Source organism: Paracoccus rhizosphaerae (assembly GCF_026162645.1).
Lineage (GTDB): Bacteria > Pseudomonadota > Alphaproteobacteria > Rhodobacterales > Rhodobacteraceae > Paracoccus > Paracoccus rhizosphaerae.
Genome location: NZ_JAOTBE010000016.1, coordinates 25090 through 44649 on the forward strand (window position 1 = coordinate 25090; position 19560 = coordinate 44649).

The following is a 19560-nucleotide window of genomic DNA, read 5'->3' on the forward strand; positions in this document are numbered from 1 at the left end:
CGATGGCAAGAGAAATCCCGAAGTTGCCCCTGTGGAGGCGGAGAGGCAGTCCGCTTGAGCAGCATCTTTAACGCAGCGCGTTGTTACCTCTTACACCCTCACTTAAAAGACGTAACCTCGTCCGAACAGCCTGGATACGCCCTGGCTCGCTGCCTGCCGCACGAGGTATTACCGCAGCCATCGCCTTGATTTGTCACAGCCCCGCGGCTTTGGTGAGGTTGACGCGGAACCTGTCGCGGCGGCGCTGGTAGCGGCGGGTCATCTCGGCGGAGGCGTGGCCGAGCTGCGTCTGGACGTAACGCTCCTCGATCTCGGCCGAGGAGGCCAGGCCGGCGCGCAGGGAATGGCCGGAATACAGCCGGAGCCGCTCCGCCTCCGGCAGGTCCGGCCTGAGGCCGGCGTCCCGGACCGTTTGCTTGACGAGGCGGGCGACGTGCTTGTCGCCGAGCCGGCGGGAGGTGGCGGTGCGCCCGTCGCGGGAGACCGCCACGAAGAGCGGCCCGAAGGTGATCCGGGCGTAATGCAGCCACTGCTCCAGGGCCTGGACGGGGCAGGTCCGCTCCGTGGAGCCGCGGGCGATCTCGACCTCGCGCCAGCCGGTCTTGCCGCGCAGGGTGACGAGCAGGCCGCCGGCGAGGATCTCGACCCAGCCCCCGGCGTCGAGCGTGTCATCGCGGCCATGATCAAGGCCCACGATCTCGCTGCGCCGGAGCCCGCCGGCGAAGCCGACCAGCAGGATCGCCCGGTCGCGCAATCCCCGCAGGTCGTGGGGCAGGGTGGCGATCATCGCCAGCAGGTCACCGGGGAGGATCGCCTCCTTTCCCACCGGCGGCCGGGCGTGCTTGCGGCGGATGCCGGCCAGCACGGTGGCGATGTGGCGGTCGCCGCGATCGAGCCGGGCGCCGCGCTGCGCAGTGCCCCAGCAGAGGCCCGAGAGGCGCCGCTCGATGGAGGCCACCGACAGGGCCGGGGCAGGGCCGCCGGGCGCGGCCAGATCGGCGAGGTAGAGCCCGACCAGTTCGGGCGACGGGGGCAGGGGGTCGGCGCCGCGCCGCCGGCACCAGCGGGCGAAACCGGCCCAGTCCCGGGCATAGGCCCTGAGCGTGTTCGGCGCGAGGGCGCCCCGGGCGTAGTCGCGGGCGGTCTCGACCAGCCGGTCCAGGGCGCCGGAGCCGGCCATCCCGGCGGGCAGGGCGGGCGCGCCCTTTGCCGCGTCCCCGGCCGCGCCGCTGCCGTCGATCGTCGCGGGACGGGGGCCGTCGGAGGGCCCGGAAGCGGGTCGTTTGTCCATGAGCCGGGGGCCTCTTGCTGCTGTGTCCGATAATGGAACCTTACCGGACATGACCCGAGATCGCAAGGGGCGGCGGTTCGGATGAGTTTCGCTGGTCTCAAGCGCCGGGATCGGCTAGTCTCCCGGTCATGCGATCCGTCACCGCCACGTCCGCCGACGCCCTCGACCTGTTCCCCGGCCTGCCGGACTGGCTGGCCGCGACCAAGGCCCAGTCCGCTGAAACGGCAGGGTTTCTGGCCGGCGCCGCGCTGGCCGGCCTGCATCCGCTGCAGACCCATGCGGCGGTGCCGCAGGCGCTCTGGCGGGCGCGGCTGGCGCTGATGGCGGCCGAGGCCTCGGCCCGCTTCGAGGCCCGCCGCGAAGGTCCCGCGGCCTTGCGCGACGCTTGATGAAGCCGTGGTCCTGCTCGAGCGGGTTGTTCAAGTACTTGATCCGGACCATCCCGATCGGCACAGAACAGCTAAAGCGCCTCAACATCCGGTTGATGTCCTTGATGCCTTCGGTGTTGGTTGCGCTCTTGTCGATGACGATCTTGCGCGGCAGGCCGTTCACCTCCATCGCAACGCTCTGCCACGCCCGCCACGCCCCGTGACAGTCTTCAGTACGTAGTTCGCCTAAATCTCCAGTTCGCGACCTAGAAGGACGGAACCTCACCCCGAAACCACTCACGGAGGCGTGCTACCGCCAAAGCAGCGAGGTTGAAACTCCGTTCCCTCGTCTGCTACTCGCGAACCTATGGCTGCTGCGCAGCCGTCGTAGATCCGGAAGAGGCTATTTTGACTCCTAGGAAGCCGACTACTGTCAAGGATGTTGCCGCCGCCGCCAATGTGTCGCGTGCAACGGCGGCTCGGGCACTCAATGGATACGGCTATGTCGGCGACGCAGCTGCCGAGCGTGTGCTTGAGGCCGCTGCACGCTTGGGATACCGGGGTAACCGGGTTGCGCAGGCCCTGCGTCAGGGACAGCTTCCTATCATCGGCTTCGTGCCAGGCGACATTCAGAACCCCTTCTTCGCTCGTGTAGCCCATGACATTGATGTTGCAGCTCGGGGCAGCCAGCACAGCTTGTTGATCGCCAGCAGTGAGGAGGACTTGACTCAGGAACGCGCGCTCCTGGATAACCTGCGCGCGCTGAATGTACGGGGCGTGATTGTTGCGCCCGCATCGGTCGACGATAACGCGCATCTTGCTCAACTCGTGCACGAAGGCACGCCAGTTGTACTGATCGACCGCGTCCTGGCGGATATGCCCTGCGACAGCGTCGCCGTCGACAATGAGGGCGGTGCTCGTGAGGCAGTGGAACTCCTGATCACCCATGGCCATCGACGGATCGCGTTGATCCAAGATGACTCGCGTATTGTAACAGCGCGCGATCGTCTGGCAGGGTATATGAATGCACTTCAGGCACATGACCTGCCGATCAATCAGCGTTTGATCGCGGTCTCGAACTCGACAGTCCAGCATGCCATTGACGCCACGATTCGGCTGTTCAGCCAGCCTGATCGACCAACCGCTCTCTTCACGGTCGACAGCTTGATGACAACCGGTGCGCTTCTGGCGCTTCGGTCAATGGGTTTGAACGTTCCGCGGGACGTGTCACTGATCGGGTTTGACGACTTCGATCTGGCGACGTTTACCGATCCGCAGATCACGGTTATCGCACAGCCAGTAGGCAAAATCGGCCCGCTCGCGGTCAGGATGTTGCTAGACCGTATCCACGGTTTCGACGAGGCGCCGCGCCACGTGCGCTTTCCAACTCGATTGATCTTGAGAGGATCGGTGTCGCAAAATATCGCGCGCTGATCGATATTTTTCTTGCCACACATAGATAGCCGTGAATTACTTCGTGTGAGATCGATCTCTCCGAGGGTGCTTAAAGAAAGACGACGGTGAGATACCGTCTTTTGTGAGATCGGTATCATAATCGGGCGGCGACTGCATGAAGGAGCCTCTACTAAACGATTGAGATCAACTGCCGTCATCCATGAACCGGCCAAAGCCGGGAAGAAGAAAAAGCCAACAGTAGGAGAATGCGAAATGATGAAACGGTCTTTTCAGTCCCTGACGGCGATCCTTGCCGCCACCTCGGCTTTGGGTTGGGGCGTAGCTTCAGCAGCTTCCACCGAAGTGGCTGATCCGACGGCAGCAGTTGAGCATCAAGGACATCTTGTCGTGCTCACCAAATTTGGAATGCAGCGCCTTGCGCCCTATTTCGAAGCTTTGGCGCAGCAGTACGAGGAAATGCATCCCGGCGTTACGGTCGAACTCATTCAGGAGGATGACGACAGCATCAAGGGCAAGACCAAGACACTGGTCGCGTCCAATTCGGTGCCTGACATTTACTTCTCATGGACGGGAACATGGGGCGGCAACTTTATCCGCGGGAAGCGCGCCGTTGATCTGACGCCGGTGGTCGGACCTGGCAGCGAATGGGGCAAGACCTTCGCACCCGCTGCCGTTGATGCCTTCGTCTATGACGGGAAGAACTACGGAATTCCGCTTTATCTTGATGCGAAGTTCATGGGCTACAGCAAGACAATCTTCGCGGATTTGGGATTGGAAGAACCGGAAGATCTCGATGCCATGCTGAATGCCTGCGACACGATCAAAGACGCGGGTATTACGCCCATCTCCTTCGGCAACAAAGAAGCTTGGCCGGGCATCCACTACATCGGACAGCTTCTGGCTTATAACGTCCCGCGGGAGGTGCTTGAACAGGATTTCGACCCTGCCACTGCCGAGTACAGCCATCCCGGCTATGTCGCAGCGCTTGAGCAGTTTGGGCAGATCCTGAATCGCTGCACCATCGGGGCAGGGGTAAACGGAGTTTCCTATCAGAACGCCATCCAGGATCTCAGCGATGGCCGGTCGGCAATGTACTATCAAGAGATCATCGAATTCGATAACGCTGCCTCGGCGTCGACAAAGCTGTCACCTCAAGATTTCGGGTTTTTTGCTCTGCCTGCTCCAGCGGACGCGGCCGGCGATCCGGACGCGCTGGAAGGTGCCCCTGAAGGCTACATGATCAGCAGCGCGTCCTCGAACGTGCCGCTGGCCTTGGACTTCATGAAATTCGTGACTTCTCAGGACAATGCCAAGGTGCTGTCGTCTCCGCCCTACGGCCAGCCGAGCGCGGTCGTCGGGGGCAGCGATGCCGCGCAGATGAGCCCCGCTGTGGTGGAAGGGCTGCAAAGCATTGCTGATGCCTCCTACCTGATGCAGTGGCTGGATACGGTGAACCATCCGCGGGTCGCGGCCGCCTGGCTGTCAAACCTGCAGGCATTCATCGGCGGCAACATGTCAGCTGAGGATGTTGTAACGGAGGTCCGAGAGGCCGCGGCTGCCGCGAGCTGACACGACCATGGCCGCAACGTCACAGATCATGCAGAACGGTAGCGTTGCAGGCGCTGCCGTCCATCCCCTCTCGCCGCGCCGGCGCCGGTGGCTTGAGCCGCACAGGCTGCTTGGCCACGTTCTGGCGCTGCGCTGGATCGCGCTCGCACTGATCATTGTCGGCTGGTTCGTCTATTACCCGATCATCGACAATTTTTTCGTCAGCACCACCAACCAGGACATCTTCACCGGGGAAGTGATGCATGTCGGACTGGAAAATTACCGGAGACTGGCCGACGATCGGGTTGTCCTGACGGCCCTGTGGAACAACACGGCCTACGCCCTGCTGTCCATCCTGTTCCAGGTCTTCGGGGCGTTCTGTCTGGCGGCCATCGTCGAGGCCTTGCGCTCGGCACGGTGGCGCAATTTCTGGCGCGCGGTCTACTTCGTTCCTTCCGCCATTTCGACCACGGTTACAGGCCTGCTGTTCTACTTCATCTACCAGCCGAATATCGGCATCCTTGATGGGCTTCTGACTGGACTTGGGCTCGAGCAATGGTCACGGGTCTGGCTGGGTGACCCGAGCACCGCCATCTACGCCATTATCGCGATGAGTCAGTGGCAGGGGTTCGGCTACTCGACACTGCTGTTCACAATCGCGATCCAGAAGATCCCGCAGGAGCTTTATGATGCTGCCCGCATGGATGGTGCCGGACCGCTGCGGCAACTGTGGAACATCACCTTTCCCCTAACGCGCGAGATGACGGGCATGATGATCATCGTCACCATTACTGGCGCCTTCCAGGTCTTCAACGAAGTTATGGTGATGACGGGAGGGGGACCGAACAACTCGAGCCAGGTTCTGGGGACATGGCTGTATCAGCAAGGCTTCATCCAGAACGACATGGGCTACGCCGCAGCGATCGCTTCCGTGGTCTTTGCAGTAACCATGCTGGCGGCATCGGCGCAACTCTGGTTGACGCGCCGTCGGAGGGTCCTGGTATGAACATGATCTCCCCCCGCAGCTTCTGGGGCGGTATGAGCCAGGCGTTCCTATGGGCCCTGCTGCTAGCGGTCGGCGTGGTGGTCATCTATCCGCTGCTGTGGATGGCCTTGGGCGGGTTCAAGTCCAACAGCCAGATATTTGAGCAACCCTTCGCCCTGCCCGAACAGTGGTCCTTCGCCAACTACCTCTCCGCTTGGCGGGGTGTCCAAGGCTACATGTTCTCCAGCCTGCTCATCACAGTTGTATCGACTGTAACGACCGTGTTTATCAGCGCGTGGGCCGCTTTCGGTTTGACCCGCACGCCCATGCCTGCCAAGCCGCTGGTGACGGCTATCGTGCTGGGCGGGATGATGTTGAGCCCGACTGTTGCGCTTGTGCCGCTAGTGCGCATGCTGCAGTCGCTGGATCTCTACGATACCCATTGGGCGCTGATCATCCTCTACACGGCGTTCCGGGTGCCGTTCACGACTTTCCTGATCCGCGCCTACATGCTGGACCTGCCGCGCGACTTGGACGAGGCGGCCATGATGGACGGTGCCAATCCGGGGCAGATCTTCCGCCGGATCATCCTGCCGCTGTGTCGGCCGATCATTATGTCCTGCATCGTCCTGCACATCCTCTTTGCGTGGAACGAATATCTCTTCGCCATGATCTTCACCAACAATCCGGCGGTGCAGACGCTCCCCGTCGGCCTGACCTCGATGATGTCAAAGCAGGGGACAGATTTTGCGCAGGTCTTTGCGGCCATGACGATCTCGGCTCTGCCCATCGTCATCATCTTTTTCCTGACGCAGCGGTATTTCATCCGCGGCCTGACCGAAGGAATCGGAAAATGAACGCACCGTTGCCTCGTTTGTCGGCCGATCAGTTGATCGGCGCAAACTTCAGCTTTCAGCATTACCCCTTGTCCGAAGCGGCCAAGGTCATGCAAGAGTTCGGAATGGCACGGATCGAGTTGTGGGGCATTGCACCGCATCTGGACCTGTTTCATGCTGATGCAGCACGGATTGCCCATGTCGCGGCAGTCTTGGCTGATCATAACCTGCACTTGCACTGCCTGACGCCTGAGCAGGTGATCTACCCGATCAATATCGCCTCAGGCGACGACGCCTATCGGCAGGCCAGCATTGAACGCTTCTGCCGCGCCGCCGAGATTTGCGCGGAACTCGGCGGTAACTATCTCTTCCTGACCCCGGGCCGCGGGTTCGAGGACGAACCAGCAGAGCGCGCATGGGAACGTTCCGCACAGGCCTTGCGCCATGTCGCAGAGCATGCCGCCGGGCTTGGCCTGCACTGTCTTCTTGAGCCGCTGCAGCGGCGTGAAAGCAACATTGCCCACAGCGCCAGAGACCTGCGGCGCCTGCTGGACATGGTCGCGGCGGACAACATGGACGTGGTGTTGGATACAGTCGCCATGGCCTGTGCGGGCGACACGGTGGCCGACTATGTGTCGCTCTTTGGAAACAAGCTGGCCCATGTGCATGTGGCAGACGGAACACCATCAGGGCATCTGGTTCTGGGTGACGGCAACCTCCCGGTTGCCTCCTGGCTGAGTGAACTGGCGCAGGCAGGCTACCGCGGCACGTTGACCTTTGAGCCCTTTGGTGACGGCAGCTATGCCTTGGACCCGGTGGCTGCCTGGACACGAAACATGAACGCGATCTCGCCTCATCTCGAACCCGCGGAGGCGCTGACGTGACGCCTAATCTGATCTCTGTCGGCGATAACTGCCTGGATGTCTATCTGTCCAAGAACCACATGGCCGTCGGCGGCAACGCTCTGAACGTCGCGGTGCAATGGCGCCGGCAAGGGCTCACGGCCCGCTACTTCGGCCTTGTCGGACCGGATGCCGAAGGAGACATCATCCTTGCCGCCCTTGCCGGGGCAGGCCTTGATCCTGCCGATGTCGAGCGGCGCGACGGTAGCACTGCTGTAACGCTGCTGCTGGATCAGGGCGGCGACCGCCGCTTTCTGCTGGAGGACCTGGGTGTCGGGCTAGGTTATCTGCCGGAACAAGGGCGGACAGCTCAGATGCTGGCTGCAGATTGGGTGCACTTGGGCACCAACACGCCCGGCGCATTGATCAAGTTGCTGATCCACTCTGGCCTGCCGTTCAGCGTCGACGTCTCTACCCGGCATGACGCGCTGCCTCTCGACGGGGTGCCGCTGGTGTTTGCATCGGGTCCAGAACAGGACGACGTGCCGGTGGAGCCAATCCTCGAGCTATTTCGGAAACGCGGCGCGAACCGCACAATCATGACCTGCGGCAGCCGGGGTGCTTATCTGGATAACGGCGTGGTCGTTCGGCATGTCCCTGCGCAGGCGGTAGAGCCCGTGGACACCTGTGGTGCGGGCGATAGCTTTATCGCCTCCTTCCTGGCCGCTTCGTTGGCAGGCCAGTCTGACGAAGATGCCCTTGTAGCTGCGACAAATGCCGCCGCCACGACCTGCATGCATGAGGCGGGCTTTCCTCAGGCGCTGAGCCCTATCCCCGAATGGCTTCTTCGTAAGTATGCCGACGTCATCGCGTCGGCGGAGGTTTAGAATGACTGTCTTCAAGCTTTGGCAGCCGACAATTGCGCCTGACCAGGATCACTCGTTCTGGCTGCAGGACATCGCGGCGCAACCGGCCACACCGCCCTTCTCAGGTGCTAAAAGCTGTAACGTCGCCATTGTGGGCGGAGGCTTTACTGGGCTGTGGACCGCGCTTCGGCTGAAAGAGCAGGATCCGGAACTAAAGATCACGATCCTCGAAGCCGACCAATGCGGTGCTGGCGCTTCAGGACGCAATGGTGGGCAAGTCCATACTTGGTTCGCCGAGATGGATCTGTTGACCCACCTGGTAGGCGAAGATGAAGCCTTGGACCTGTGCCGCGCGACGGCCGAAGCGGTTGAGGAGCTCGCCGAGCTTCAAGCATCGGGCAGGATCGACATGGACCTGCGGCTGGATGGCTGGATGTGGACGGCTAGCTCAACGGCGCAGGAAGATGCTTGGAAAGCTGCGCTGGAGCTTTGCGAGAAGAAAGCCGAAAGAAGGTTTCTTCCCCTGTCTGCATCGGAGATCCAAGCTCGTACAGGCTCTGGTGCCTCATATGTAGGCGTGGTTGAGCCGCGGGCCGGCACTGTACATCCTGGAAAGCTTGCTACAGGGCTTCGGGCTTTGGCGCTGTCGCGTGGAGTAGTTATCCACGAGAAGTCGCCTGTGCTCAAAATCATCGCCGGCGAGCGCTGTACCCTGCATTGCGCATTAGGCCAGTTGCACGCAGACAAGGTCGTTCTGGCGACAAACGCATGGGCCTCAGCGATCCCCGAACTGCGTCGCTACATGTACGTCGTGGAGAGCCAAATCGTTGTGACCGAACCAATTGGTTCGACCCTTGAGGAGATCGGCTGGACCGGTGGAGAGGCCATCTGCGATGCTCAGTCGCATGTTCTCTATTACCAGCGGACTCCTGGTGGGCGGGTCGTTTTCGGGCGAGGCAGTGGTCATGTTGCCTATGGTGGCCGCTTCGGAGCCACCTTCAACCGTCGCCCTGACGGGCCCCAAGACAACATCCGCGAGTTGCGCCGCGTCTATCCCGAACTTGCCCACGCACGTATTGAGTATGACTGGACCGGACCTATCGATTGCATGGCGGAGCATCTGCCGGTTTTCGGAACCCTCAGCGGAAGCTCGAATATCTTCTACGGCGTAGGCTTCAACGGCACGGGGATCGCGCAGACGCCTGTTGGAGGGCGGATCCTGGCCAGCCTGATCCTGGGCAAGAACGACCGCTGGAGCCGCAGCGGTCTGGTCGGGCTGCAGAGCCGCACCAAGCTGCCGCCTGAGCCTATCCGCTACTTGGGCGCACGGGCGGTAAGGCAAGCAATCCGTATCCGCAATGACTTGGAGATTCAGAACCGCAAGGCCGGGCCGCTCGTCCGCTGGCTGTCGCAGATGACGCCGGGACGCTGAGATCAAGCGAGCAAGAAGCTTCGCAGGCAGGACAGGAAGGAACAATGGCATGGCCGAGCTGAGACTAAGAGACGTACGCAAGAATTACGGCACGATGGAGGTGCTGCACGGGATAGACCTTGACATCCCGTCGGGCGAATTCGTGGTGTTCGTCGGTCCTTCGGGCTGCGGCAAATCTACCTTGCTCCGGACAATCGCCGGGCTCGAAGACATCAGCTCGGGCGAGTTCCACATCGACGGCATCCTGATGAACCACGTCGCGCCCTCGCAGCGCGGCATTGCGATGGTGTTCCAGTCCTATGCGCTTTACCCGCACATGACCGTGTTCGACAACATGGCCTTCGGACTGAAAATTGCCGGAATCAAGAAGGATCAGATTGCTGTGCGGATCCGTCAGGCAGCCGATATTCTGCAATTGACCCCTTATCTGGACCGCTACCCCAAGGCACTGTCAGGCGGGCAACGCCAGCGTGTGGCAATCGGGCGAGCCATCGTGCGCGATCCAAAGGTGTTCTTGTTCGATGAGCCGCTGTCCAATCTGGATGCTGCACTGCGCGTGGCAACTCGCGTCGAGATCTCGAAGCTGAAGCAGGCCATGCCAAACGCTACGATGATCTATGTTACCCATGATCAGGTCGAGGCCATGACGCTGGCCGACCGCATCGTGGTACTGCGCGACGGGCGGATCGAGCAAATTGGCTCTCCTGTCGAGCTTTACAGACGCCCCGCCAACCTGTTCGTGGCGCAATTCATCGGCTCGCCTTCCATGAACGTGCTGCCGGGAACCCTCATCGACACAGGATCCCGATCAAGGCTCGTCTTAGATGCCGGCTTCGAGGTCACGACAGAGATTGCAACTGATGCCACCTTGCGTGGCCAGATCGTCCATTTCGGCATTCGCCCTGAAGACCTGCGTCTGACCGAGACGGCGCCGCTGTTTCGTGCGACGATTTCGCTGGTCGAGCAGTTGGGTGAAGTTCAGCTCACCTATCTGGAGCGGCCTGGTCTCACCGAGCCGCTGATCGCGAAGCTGCCAGGCCATTTGGATCTGCGACAGGGTTGCGAGATCGGACTGACCGCCGACGCCCCAAATTTTCATCTTTTCGACCAGCACGAGAACGCGATTCGTCCAGTACAGGCTGGGCAGAAGATCGCTGTACCGGCCGAATGATCGGGCCACCGCCCTCTGCTTTCCACCTTTCTACTCGTGAACTTAAGGAACCAAAAATGTTCAACTTTGACGAAGCCCGCTTTCTGCGCATCCAGCAAGGTGCTGTCGATCTGGCCAGCCGTATCGATCAGGAAATTGGCACCGCCATCGCGAATGGAGCTCGCAATCTCTACTTCCTGGGCACAGGCGGTGTCGCCTATCTCATGGAGCCTGCCGTTCAGCTTCTGCATCGGCGCAGCAGCTTCCCGGTGTTCAAGGACTATCCGGCCGAGTTGGTTCTGACAGGGTCATGTAATTTGACCGACAAGTCCATTGTGGTCATGCCTTCACTCTCCGGGACGACCCGGGAAAGTGTCGCCATGCTGAACAAGGTCAAAGAGATCGGCCCCAAGATCATCACGCTGACCGGGCATGCTGATACTCCTCTTGGTCTGGGCGGAAATCCGGCGCTGGTGAACTTCGCTGAAGACGACACCTCCTCCGAGTCCTTTTACATTCAGTCGCTTCTGGTTGCCCTCTCCGTAATGAAGGCCAAGGGCGAATTGCCAAACTACGACGCATTGGTGGGGGAACTGGCAACCCTCCCCGCCGCTCTGGTTAAAGCCAAGGCATCCTTCGAGCCTCGTGCTGAAGAGTTCGCGCAGATCATTGCCGGATCCGATTACCACATGTTTACCGCGGCCGGAAATATGTGGCCCCAGGCGCTGTATTACGCGACATGCATTCTTGAGGAGATGCAGTGGATTCGTACCCGTCCCGTCCACGCGTCAGACTTTTTCCACGGACCGCTAGAGCTGATCGATACAGGAGTGAGCCTGGTCCTGTTCCGCGGTGAGGATGCCTATGATCCACTGGCCGCGCGCGTTGAGGATTTCGCCAAGCGTTACACTGACAAGCTGACGATCATCAACACCGCCGACTACACTCCGCGTGAGCTGTCGCCCGAGTTACGCGCGCTTCTATCGCCAGCCTTCATGGCCACACTGATGGAGCGACTGAGTGCCCATCTCGAGGTGATGCGTGACCACCCGCTGGTCACCCGGCGCTACTACAAGCGCGTCGCTTACTGATAACTAAGGCGATTGGACACTCTATCCGCGCCGCACTTAACGGCGGCGCGAATATGATTGGCAAGGAAGGCCGGCAGCGCCCCGATTCTCCGGGCGCTGCTGAGTAGCAAGCTCAGGCCAGCGCCTGCTGCAGCGCCGCCACGCATTTGCGTAAAGGCGGGGCTGGAGAGAGGTTATAGACCCAGTTCGTCAATTCGATGCTCATCGAGCCCTGGTAGTTTTGGATGCGCAAGAAGGACACCAACGTATTCAAATCCACTATCCCTTCGCCCCAAGCCATATGGCTGCCTTGAGCATCGGAGTCGGTCATGTGAATATGCGCAAGCCGGTCACGCAAATGATGGAAGTAGTCCTGCGCAGTTTCTCCGGTCATGACCGCGCCCGCCACGTCATATACCCCGTGCAGCGAGGGACTGGCGATTTGGTCGAAGAAGGCGCCCATCTGCTGAGCATTGCAGATGATATTCGACCATGCAGGCGGCAAGACCTCCATCCACAGGTCGACACCCAACGTCCCGGCCCGGTCGCACAGCAGCCCCATTGCATCGGTGCAACGGGCCATTGCGAGTTCGGCCGGTTCGTCACGGTCGCCGCCTCCCGCCGTCACTAGAAGAGCAGGCGCATTCAGCTCCACTGCGAATTCCATGCAATTCATGAAATACTGGATCGAGCGGTTGCGCATCCGGCTGTCCGTGGACGAGATGTTGATGGGGTACTGACATTGCTCCGGGGTGAAAGCTATCAACTCCATTCCCATGCCGCGAATGCGCCGGCCAAGCTCCCGAGCTTCTGCCAAGGTTCGGTCCTCAGTAAAGAAATGCGGCGCCGCGCCCCACAGTTCGATCCTGCTCACGCCGCTTTCGCAAGCGTCCGCCAAAAATCGCTCTAGTGAATACCGGACATAGTGGAAGTTCATCGCGGCGATGTTTTGCGGACCTAGCGGCATCTGTTCCCTGGTTGAGTTCTGCTTCATACTGTGTTCAGAACCCGCGATAGGAACGCCTTTGTGCGTTCATGATGGGGATGCGTGAGGAGGTCGGCAGGAGCTCCTTCTTCGATGATCACGCCGCCGTCCATGAACACGAGATGGTCGGCTACGTCGCGGGCAAAGCCCATCTCATGAGTCACCACGACCATCGTCATACCGTCGTCCGCCAGCTGTCGCATGACTGCGAGCACCTCGCCGACAAGTTCCGGGTCAAGTGCCGAGGTCGGCTCATCGAATAGCATCAGGTCGGGTTTCATCGCCAGGGACCGCGCAATTGCCGCACGCTGTTGCTGCCCCCCTGACAGCTGCGGAGGATAATAATTGGCGCGCTCAGCCATCCCGACGCGCTCAAGCAGGTCCATCGCTTCGACTTCCGCCGCCTTGCGTTTTATGCGCCGCACCAGGATCGGAGCCTCAGTCACATTTTCCAGTACCGTCTTGTGTGGGAAGAGGTTGAATGCTTGAAAGACCATGCCCATTCTCTGCCTTTGACGGGCTAACTCATTGAACGACATTTGATAAAGCCGGTTGCCCTTCCAGCGGACACCTACAGGAACGCCGTTCAGAAACACCACGCCTTTGGTTGGAGTCTCAAGGTGGTTTAGACACCGGAGAAGTGTGCTTTTGCCTGAGCCTGACGGCCCGACGATGCAAGTGACATCGCCGCGTTTGACGGCAAGGTCGATGCCGCGCAGAACGTCGTGGGCACCGAAACTCTTGCGAAGCTGTTCGACCTTCAATAGCGGTTCAGTCATCAATATGCCCTCTGCCCGCTTCCGAAAAAGCGGGGGCGGAACCAAGAGCGGGTCTTAGCGAGCGACTTTTGGTGCTCGGCTTTCAAGCGGTGTTCCAGCGCATGCTCCAGCAGGGTCAGGACGGTGGTCAGCACCAGGTACCAGATCGTTGCCACTATCAGCAGTGGCACCGTCTGATAGGTCCGAGCGTAAACCATCTGCGCAGAGTAAAGCAGGTCAGGCAACGCCAGCACCGAGACCAGCGAAGTGAATTTTAGCATTGAGATCGTGTCATTGCCGATAGGCGGTATAACAATGCGCAGCGCCTGCGGCAGGATGACCCGGCGCAGGGTCTGCCCTCGCGTCAGCCCCAGAGTGGCCGCAGCTTCGGTCTGACCAGAACTGACCGCCTGAATGCCAGCGCGAATCATCTCGGCGGCGTAGGCGCTTTCAGTGAATGCAAGTCCCATGATCGCGGCACTAAACGGTGTGATTAACAGATTCGTGTCCCAAGAGGCCAACTTGGGCCCGAACGGAATCCCAATCGAAATCTGTGGCAGTAGTAGCGCGAGGTTATACCAAAAGATCATCTGAACTAGCGGCGGGATGCCACGGAAGAACCAGATCCAGCCCCAGCTTGTCGTCTGAAACACGCGGCTGGACGACAGCCGCATGATCGCCAAAATTATACCGATGGCCAAGCCGAGCACCATTGCCAGAACCGTCAACATCAGCGTCATGCCCAGGCCGGACAGGATCTGTGCGCTAAACAAGTATTTCGCGACCACCCCCCATTGCATGTTGTCGTTCGTCACAAGCACCTGAACGAAGCCCATGGCGAGCAGCGTTAGGATGGCGCCGCCGATCCAGTGCCAGATCTTCGGGACCGGCAACGGTCTGACCTCATGGATCGATGGTTGCAGGAGAGGGGGCTGCTTCATTGGTTTTCCTTAACATCTCGGTTCTGCACCGCCCGGGAGTGCCAGGCCGGCAGCGCGTCAGAAGTCCGGATTGTCTTCAGTGATCAGTGCGGCCTCGGTCAGCATTCCAGAGTCAGCGATGCCCCAGTCAGCCATGATTTGTTGATAGGTGCCGTCGTCGATCATTGACTGGATGGCATCAACCAGAACCTGACCGAGGGGATCGTCTTTGCGCACGCCGATGCAACTGTTCACCGGTGCAAGCACCAGATCCGAAACCTGAAGGTCACCAGTCTGCTGCGCCATGTGGGCCAGTTTCAGCGACCCTGCGACAGTAGCCTGTGCGCGCTTCGACCGCACGGCCAGTTCGGCTTGGGCCTGCGTGGCATGGGACTGGATGTTGATCTTGTTGTCCTCGCACTGGTTTTCGTTCAGTTCTTCGATAAGCTGCATATCCCAGGATCCGTTCTGGATGGCGACGGTCAGGCCGCAGGCCTGCTCGGGCGTCTCGATGTCAAGATCGCTGCTTTCAGGATAAGCGAAAGCAGTGCCTATCTTGCGCTGCGCAACAAAATCCATCGTCATCAGCCGCTCAGGCGTGGTGCCGAAGGAGGCTAAGCCTGCGTCAAAGCGTTTGGACATGATACCCGGAATTACAGCATCAAAGCTCGTGCCTTCGAACGTGAAGGGAACTCCTAGCCGATCTTCCATCGCCTTTGCGAGGTCCACGCTCCAACCCTTCAACTGGCCATCCGCGTCCAGAAATTCATCCGGCGCCCAATCGTTGAAGACTGCGACCTTGATGCCTTCGCTTTGATACTCTTGAGGCAAGGCATCGTGCAGCGAGGGAATGACTTCGGCCGTCGCGGGCTGGACGAACGCCGCAGCAAGCGCGCAGGCCAGTACTGTCCTAAGCATCTTCAAGAACCTCCCTATCTGAATAGCTATGATCAACGCTCGTTGTGAAGGTGCGAACGTTCTCACACACAAGACACATGCGTCTCTTTTTCGTCAAGGGTGGTTTTTCAAGTAAGGCTACTTGGTGGTCAGGTTGAAAGCGCCAAGACAGAACCGCGCTGGATCTGGCGCGGAGACAGCCTCTCGCGACGCGCGGGGGCATCAAGCCCCTCGATCCGCTCCAGCAGCATTCCGGCCGCCGTTTCGCCCATTTTACGGCGCGGCTGCGCAACGGCGTCGATGCCCGGAGGCACGAATGCCATCCAATCCAGATCGTCGAAGGCGACTAGCGAGATGTCCTCCGGGATACGCAAGCGCGCAGTGATCAACGCAGCCATCGTGCCTTGGGTCATCTGCCCGTCGCTGGTGAAGAGCACAGTGGGACGATCGTCGACGGAAAGCAAGCGGTGCACGGCCCGCTCGGTGTCGTCGGTCGAGTAGCTGTTGACGCGTGCGATCAGCGAACTGTCTATCGGAAGCCCCGCCTCGTCATGTGCGCGCACATAGCCAAGAAACCGCTGCCAGCTAGGATACATCAAGTTGAGATTTGGAAATGCGGTGCTGCGCGCCATTTGCACAAAGGCATCGAGGCTGGTCCAGGGCCCGGTATGAAACTCGCCTACCATGCCAATGCGACGGTGGCCGTTCTCGATGAGCCGTGCGATGCAGGTTCGTGCCGCACCCACGCTGTCCACCCCGACGCTATCGACCTGCAGACCGTCGACCATCCGGTCGATCAAGACCAGGGGCATTATTTCTGCAAGGCTGCGCAGGTGATCGGCTCCTTCAATGTCGCAGGGGGACACGATCAGGCCGTCCACCTGCTTTTCGGTCAGCAGACGGATGGCGCAGACCTCCTGCTGGATGGATTCGTCGCTGTTCGTGATCAGAAGGCCGAAGTCTTCGCGCTCTAGCACATCCGACACGCCTCGAAGTATCTTGGCATAGAAAGGGCTTTGGATGTCACCGGCAACGAAGCCAATGGTGCGGGTGCGCCCGGTGATCAGACTGCGCGCCAGTTGGTTTGGCCGGTATCCCAGATCCTTCGCGGCCTGAAGCACCAAGTCGCGCTTTTCGCCGCTGCTATAACCGTAGTCGCCAAGCACCCGCCCGGCCGTGGCTGTGCTGACGCCGGCACGGCGGGCCACATCCGCAATTGTTGCCTTCCGCGGCTTGATCATGCGTGGCCGGTGCCAGGCCAAGCCACCGTCGCTTTGACGACAGGCCCACTGAAGGGGTGAGGAGGGTACAACGATTTCTCCTATTGGCCCGGAACTCGTGTGAATGCTTTCCTTTAACCTGAAGCCCATGCGGACTGCAAACGAGATAGGATCAAGAAATCAGCGGCCATATGCGGCCCGCCGTCAGATGCGTGCCATCAGTGCTTCAGCGGTAAACAGATCAAGGTGGCCGCCGCCGACATTCTTGCAAATCGTTATTTCATCCTCCGAGCGGCGCCCGGGATGGTGGCCTATGACAAGGTCGCGATAGTCGGCTTGCACGGCATCCCACCCGAAAAGTCCGGCGGCGACCGGTTGCGCAAGGTCGCCTGCGCCTTCGATGCCCTCGCGCGTGTCAGCGAAGATTGTGCCGCGGGTCATCGTCTGGTCGTCTGCTTCGCGCATCTCGGGGAGGTAGGCGCCGACCAAGTCGAGATGCGCACCCGGCTTCATCAACTTCCCCTTGATCAGCGGAAGGCGCGACATGGTCACGCACGAGATGATGTCGGCCTGTGCCACTGCGGAGTCCAGATCCGGAATAGCCGCAACTGTCACGTCAGGCAGTGAAATACTGCGGGCTAGCGCTTGTGCCCGCTCCGTCGTGCGGTTCCAGATCAGCACCTGCCGGATTGAGGGGCGGGCCGCACAGTGGGCGGCCAGCACATGCGGCGCCAGCCCCCCCGCGCCGACAACCAGCAGCACGGCCGCATCACGCCTGGCTAGGAGGTCAGAGCCGAGCCCAGAGTCCGCCGCTGTTTTTCGAAAAGTCATGGCTTCGCCATCCGCGACCAACAGCGGTGCGCCCGTATGAGGATCAAAGACTGCCACCAGCCCTTGCACCGATGCCTGTGGTGGATCGAGGCGCAGATTGTCTGGAAAGACTCCGACAAGTTTTGCCGCGATCAACCGGTCCTTCTGCCAGCCTAGCAGACTGACAAAACGATTTCCGTCCCCTTCAGGCTCTTCCGCAATTAGATGATCGCTCGTCGGGTTTGGCCCGAGGTGGGCGACCCTTAGGGCATTGATCAGGTACGGGTAGTCCAGCAGGTCGTGAACCTGCTCAGCAGTGACAAGGCGCATTGCCTCTCCTTGGCGCTAGCAGCGCAGCGAATAGGTGATCAGATGGGTAGGGGTGACGAGACGTGAGAATGCGATCGGCTGGCTGCTGGCATCAAGAACCGTCTTTTCAATATGATATACAGGCTGCGACGGCCCGATCTCCAACCTGTTCCGCTCTTCGGCTGAGGCGAAACCAACATTGATCAGGCGCTCGGCTGTTGCGGGCATAGGGCCGCCGTCGTTGCGCAAGGCTTGGAAAAACGATTCGCCGGCGCCTATTGGCGCAAGAAGCGCAGCGTGCCGTTCCTGGTTCAGGAACAGGGTTTCCAGGGTAAAGGGCCGGCCGTCAACTGATATCAACCGCAGGAAGCGCGCGAGGCGCCCCGTGCGGGTGATGCCAAGCGCAGTCTCGGCGATGCTGTCGGAAAGGTCGCGGTCGGCCGAGAGTACGTCGTGATCGACACGGTATCCATCCTTCTCGAAGGTTTCGGAAAAGCCCGACAGCGACACCAGGGTCTGGCGGAGCTTGGTCCGGGCGACGACTGTGCCGCGGCCTTGCTGCCGGATCAGGATGCCGTCCTCGGACAGCTCCTTGACAGCCCGCCGCAGCGTGATGCGGCTGACGCCCATCTCGGCACAAAGATCGTGCTCCGGGGGAAGAAAGTCCCCTTCAGCCAAATCGCCAGCCGAGATCCTTTCCGCCAACCGCTGCTTCACTTGAGCATAAAGCGGAACGAGCCTGTCATACGTTTCCATTCCCGCCCCTGTTTCGCTTCAGTAATCAGACAGCTTTTTCATGTAGCGACGCCCTTCGAGCATTTCGTGGTCGCGCAGGTCGGCGATTTTATAGGCGAAACGCCACAGGGTGTCGAAAAAGATCAGAGGCACCAGATTGCCACGAAATTCAGAAGCAATCCCCTGCAGATCCAAGTTTTTGGCATCCAAGACCATGATGTTCTCGGCCGCCCCGAAACGCTGCAGGAAGCCTTCGGCACGTTCCTCCAGCGGGCGAGTGGAGTCGAACCCCTTGAACAAGACAAACGCAGCCTCCTTGTCGAGCACCTCGAAGGGGCCATGGAAGAATTCATTGGCATGAATCGCTTGAGAATTGATCCACTGCATTTCCATCAGGACGCAGATCGAGAAAGAGTAGGCCGCACCATAGCTGGCCCCGCTCGCCATCGTGTATATTGTGTTCTTCCCGGCAAACCGAGGGGCGAAGTCCGCGAAAAGCGGGGCAAAGCGTTCGTGTGCACGGTCGATGGCCGGTTGCAGTGCCTCCAGCGAGGACAGCAACAGGTCCATCTGGTCGTTGCCATCGAAATGTCGTGCCAGCCCCAGGACAAGCTGATAGATGCGGGCATAGTTGCTGTTCTTAGCATCGATTGGAGTGCCGGTGGTATAGGGCGCCTCGAACTCGATCACGTAATCGCCCGCCTTGGCCAAGGGCGAAGCGCCTTCGGTCGTCAGGACAACGGTCATGGCGCCGGCCTTTTTTGCGAACTGCGTTGCGGCCACTGTTTCACGCGTCGTTCCGGTCATCGAACACAGCACGACGAGCGAGTTCGGCCCCAGCCTCCTCGGCCCACGGCTGATGAATTCGGCTGCGTTGTAGACGTCGGATGCAAGCGAAGCGGATGCTTGGTCGAGCATGAACTTGGCCGGATGCATGATCGACAGCGACCCGCCACAAGCAACAAAAAAAACATGATCAATTGTTTGATGTTCGATTGCGCCGAGCGCCCGCGCAACACCTTGGTCGAGGGGGATTGTCATGATGGTTCACCTTTCAATGGATAGGATGTCATATAACGTATTGTAGAGGCGAGCGTGCAGTCAATCCTAGAAACGGCTTCT

The 19560-nt window shown here is 60.2% G+C and carries 19 protein-coding genes and 1 pseudogene; 10 read left to right on the top strand and 10 right to left on the bottom strand.

What is annotated here, in order from left to right; all coding sequences use genetic code 11:
• Window positions 1-193: 193 nt before the first annotated feature.
• A complete protein-coding gene (locus OC184_RS08115) occupies window positions 194-1291 on the bottom strand; it encodes a tyrosine-type recombinase/integrase (RefSeq protein WP_452448067.1) in 1098 nt (365 codons plus the stop codon).
• Window positions 1292-1419: 128 nt separating this feature from the next.
• On the opposite strand from OC184_RS08115, the gene OC184_RS08120 reads away from it, so the two are divergent.
• The gene (locus OC184_RS08120; RefSeq protein WP_265506697.1) at window positions 1420-1680 is read left to right on the top strand and encodes a DUF1403 family protein; all 261 of its coding nucleotides are present in this window, start codon (window positions 1420-1422) and stop codon (window positions 1678-1680) included.
• On the opposite strand, the pseudogene OC184_RS08125 reads toward OC184_RS08120, so the two are convergent.
• Window positions 1661-1852: pseudogene (locus OC184_RS08125) on the bottom strand (IS6-like element ISPmar1 family transposase); the annotation flags it as partial. The gene OC184_RS08120 and the pseudogene OC184_RS08125 sit on opposite strands and share 20 nt — an antisense overlap.
• 215 nt (window positions 1853-2067) lie before the next feature.
• Between OC184_RS08125 and OC184_RS08130 the strand changes: the two are divergent.
• The 9 genes from OC184_RS08130 to OC184_RS08170 all read left to right on the top strand — a co-directional run bounded on the left by OC184_RS08130 (window position 2068) and on the right by OC184_RS08170 (window position 11825).
• On the top strand, window positions 2068-3093 hold the full coding sequence (locus tag OC184_RS08130) for a LacI family DNA-binding transcriptional regulator (RefSeq protein ID WP_322630192.1): 1026 nt from the start codon (window positions 2068-2070) through the stop codon (window positions 3091-3093).
• Window positions 3094-3327: 234 nt separating this feature from the next.
• Window positions 3328-4644 (top strand): ABC transporter substrate-binding protein, encoded by a 1317-nt coding sequence (locus tag OC184_RS08135; RefSeq protein ID WP_265506699.1) that lies wholly within the window; start codon window positions 3328-3330, stop codon window positions 4642-4644.
• Between the two features lie 7 nt (window positions 4645-4651).
• The gene (locus tag OC184_RS08140) at window positions 4652-5629 is read left to right on the top strand and encodes a carbohydrate ABC transporter permease (protein ID WP_265506700.1); all 978 of its coding nucleotides are present in this window, start codon (window positions 4652-4654) and stop codon (window positions 5627-5629) included.
• A complete protein-coding gene (locus OC184_RS08145; RefSeq protein WP_265506701.1) occupies window positions 5626-6465 on the top strand; it encodes a carbohydrate ABC transporter permease in 840 nt (279 codons plus the stop codon). Before OC184_RS08140 ends, OC184_RS08145 begins: the two co-directional genes overlap by 4 nt.
• Window positions 6462-7328 carry a sugar phosphate isomerase/epimerase family protein gene (locus OC184_RS08150; protein WP_265506702.1) on the top strand — a complete coding sequence of 289 codons (867 nt, stop codon included), beginning with the start codon at window positions 6462-6464 and terminating at the stop codon, window positions 7326-7328. The genes OC184_RS08145 and OC184_RS08150 overlap by 4 nt, the downstream gene beginning before the upstream one ends.
• On the top strand, window positions 7325-8173 hold the full coding sequence (locus OC184_RS08155) for a PfkB family carbohydrate kinase (RefSeq protein WP_265506703.1): 849 nt from the start codon (window positions 7325-7327) through the stop codon (window positions 8171-8173). The genes OC184_RS08150 and OC184_RS08155 overlap by 4 nt, the downstream gene beginning before the upstream one ends.
• A gap of 1 nt (window position 8174) precedes the next feature.
• Entirely contained in the window at window positions 8175-9584 is a 1410-nt protein-coding gene (locus OC184_RS08160; protein WP_265506704.1) for an NAD(P)/FAD-dependent oxidoreductase, read from the top strand.
• A 49-nt stretch (window positions 9585-9633) separates the two neighbouring features.
• Window positions 9634-10755: an ABC transporter ATP-binding protein gene (locus OC184_RS08165; protein WP_265506705.1), complete on the top strand. Its 1122-nt coding sequence runs from the start codon at window positions 9634-9636 to the stop codon at window positions 10753-10755.
• A gap of 56 nt (window positions 10756-10811) precedes the next feature.
• Window positions 10812-11825 (top strand): SIS domain-containing protein, encoded by a 1014-nt coding sequence (locus tag OC184_RS08170; RefSeq protein ID WP_265506706.1) that lies wholly within the window; start codon window positions 10812-10814, stop codon window positions 11823-11825.
• Window positions 11826-11937: 112 nt separating this feature from the next.
• Here the strand turns inward: OC184_RS08170 and OC184_RS08175 are convergent, their stop codons facing one another.
• The 8 genes from OC184_RS08175 to OC184_RS08210 all read right to left on the bottom strand — a co-directional run bounded on the left by OC184_RS08175 (window position 11938) and on the right by OC184_RS08210 (window position 19479).
• Complete coding sequence (locus OC184_RS08175) at window positions 11938-12798, bottom strand: TIM barrel protein (RefSeq protein WP_265506707.1); 861 nt, start codon at window positions 12796-12798, stop codon at window positions 11938-11940.
• Entirely contained in the window at window positions 12795-13568 is a 774-nt protein-coding gene (locus OC184_RS08180) for an amino acid ABC transporter ATP-binding protein (RefSeq protein WP_265506708.1), read from the bottom strand. Before OC184_RS08180 ends, OC184_RS08175 begins: the two co-directional genes overlap by 4 nt.
• Entirely contained in the window at window positions 13568-14488 is a 921-nt protein-coding gene (locus tag OC184_RS08185) for an amino acid ABC transporter permease (protein ID WP_265506709.1), read from the bottom strand. Before OC184_RS08185 ends, OC184_RS08180 begins: the two co-directional genes overlap by 1 nt.
• 57 nt (window positions 14489-14545) lie before the next feature.
• Window positions 14546-15385 (bottom strand): transporter substrate-binding domain-containing protein, encoded by an 840-nt coding sequence (locus OC184_RS08190; RefSeq protein WP_265506730.1) that lies wholly within the window; start codon window positions 15383-15385, stop codon window positions 14546-14548.
• 128 nt (window positions 15386-15513) lie between these two features.
• A complete protein-coding gene (locus OC184_RS08195) occupies window positions 15514-16605 on the bottom strand; it encodes a LacI family DNA-binding transcriptional regulator (RefSeq protein WP_265506710.1) in 1092 nt (363 codons plus the stop codon).
• A 183-nt stretch (window positions 16606-16788) separates the two neighbouring features.
• Entirely contained in the window at window positions 16789-17724 is a 936-nt protein-coding gene (locus OC184_RS08200; RefSeq protein ID WP_265506711.1) for an ornithine cyclodeaminase family protein, read from the bottom strand.
• A gap of 15 nt (window positions 17725-17739) precedes the next feature.
• Window positions 17740-18459, bottom strand: a complete 720-nt coding sequence (locus tag OC184_RS08205) for a GntR family transcriptional regulator (protein ID WP_265506712.1) — start codon at window positions 18457-18459, stop codon at window positions 17740-17742.
• Between the two features lie 18 nt (window positions 18460-18477).
• On the bottom strand, window positions 18478-19479 hold the full coding sequence (locus tag OC184_RS08210; RefSeq protein WP_265506713.1) for an SIS domain-containing protein: 1002 nt from the start codon (window positions 19477-19479) through the stop codon (window positions 18478-18480).
• Window positions 19480-19560 lie beyond the last annotated feature (81 nt).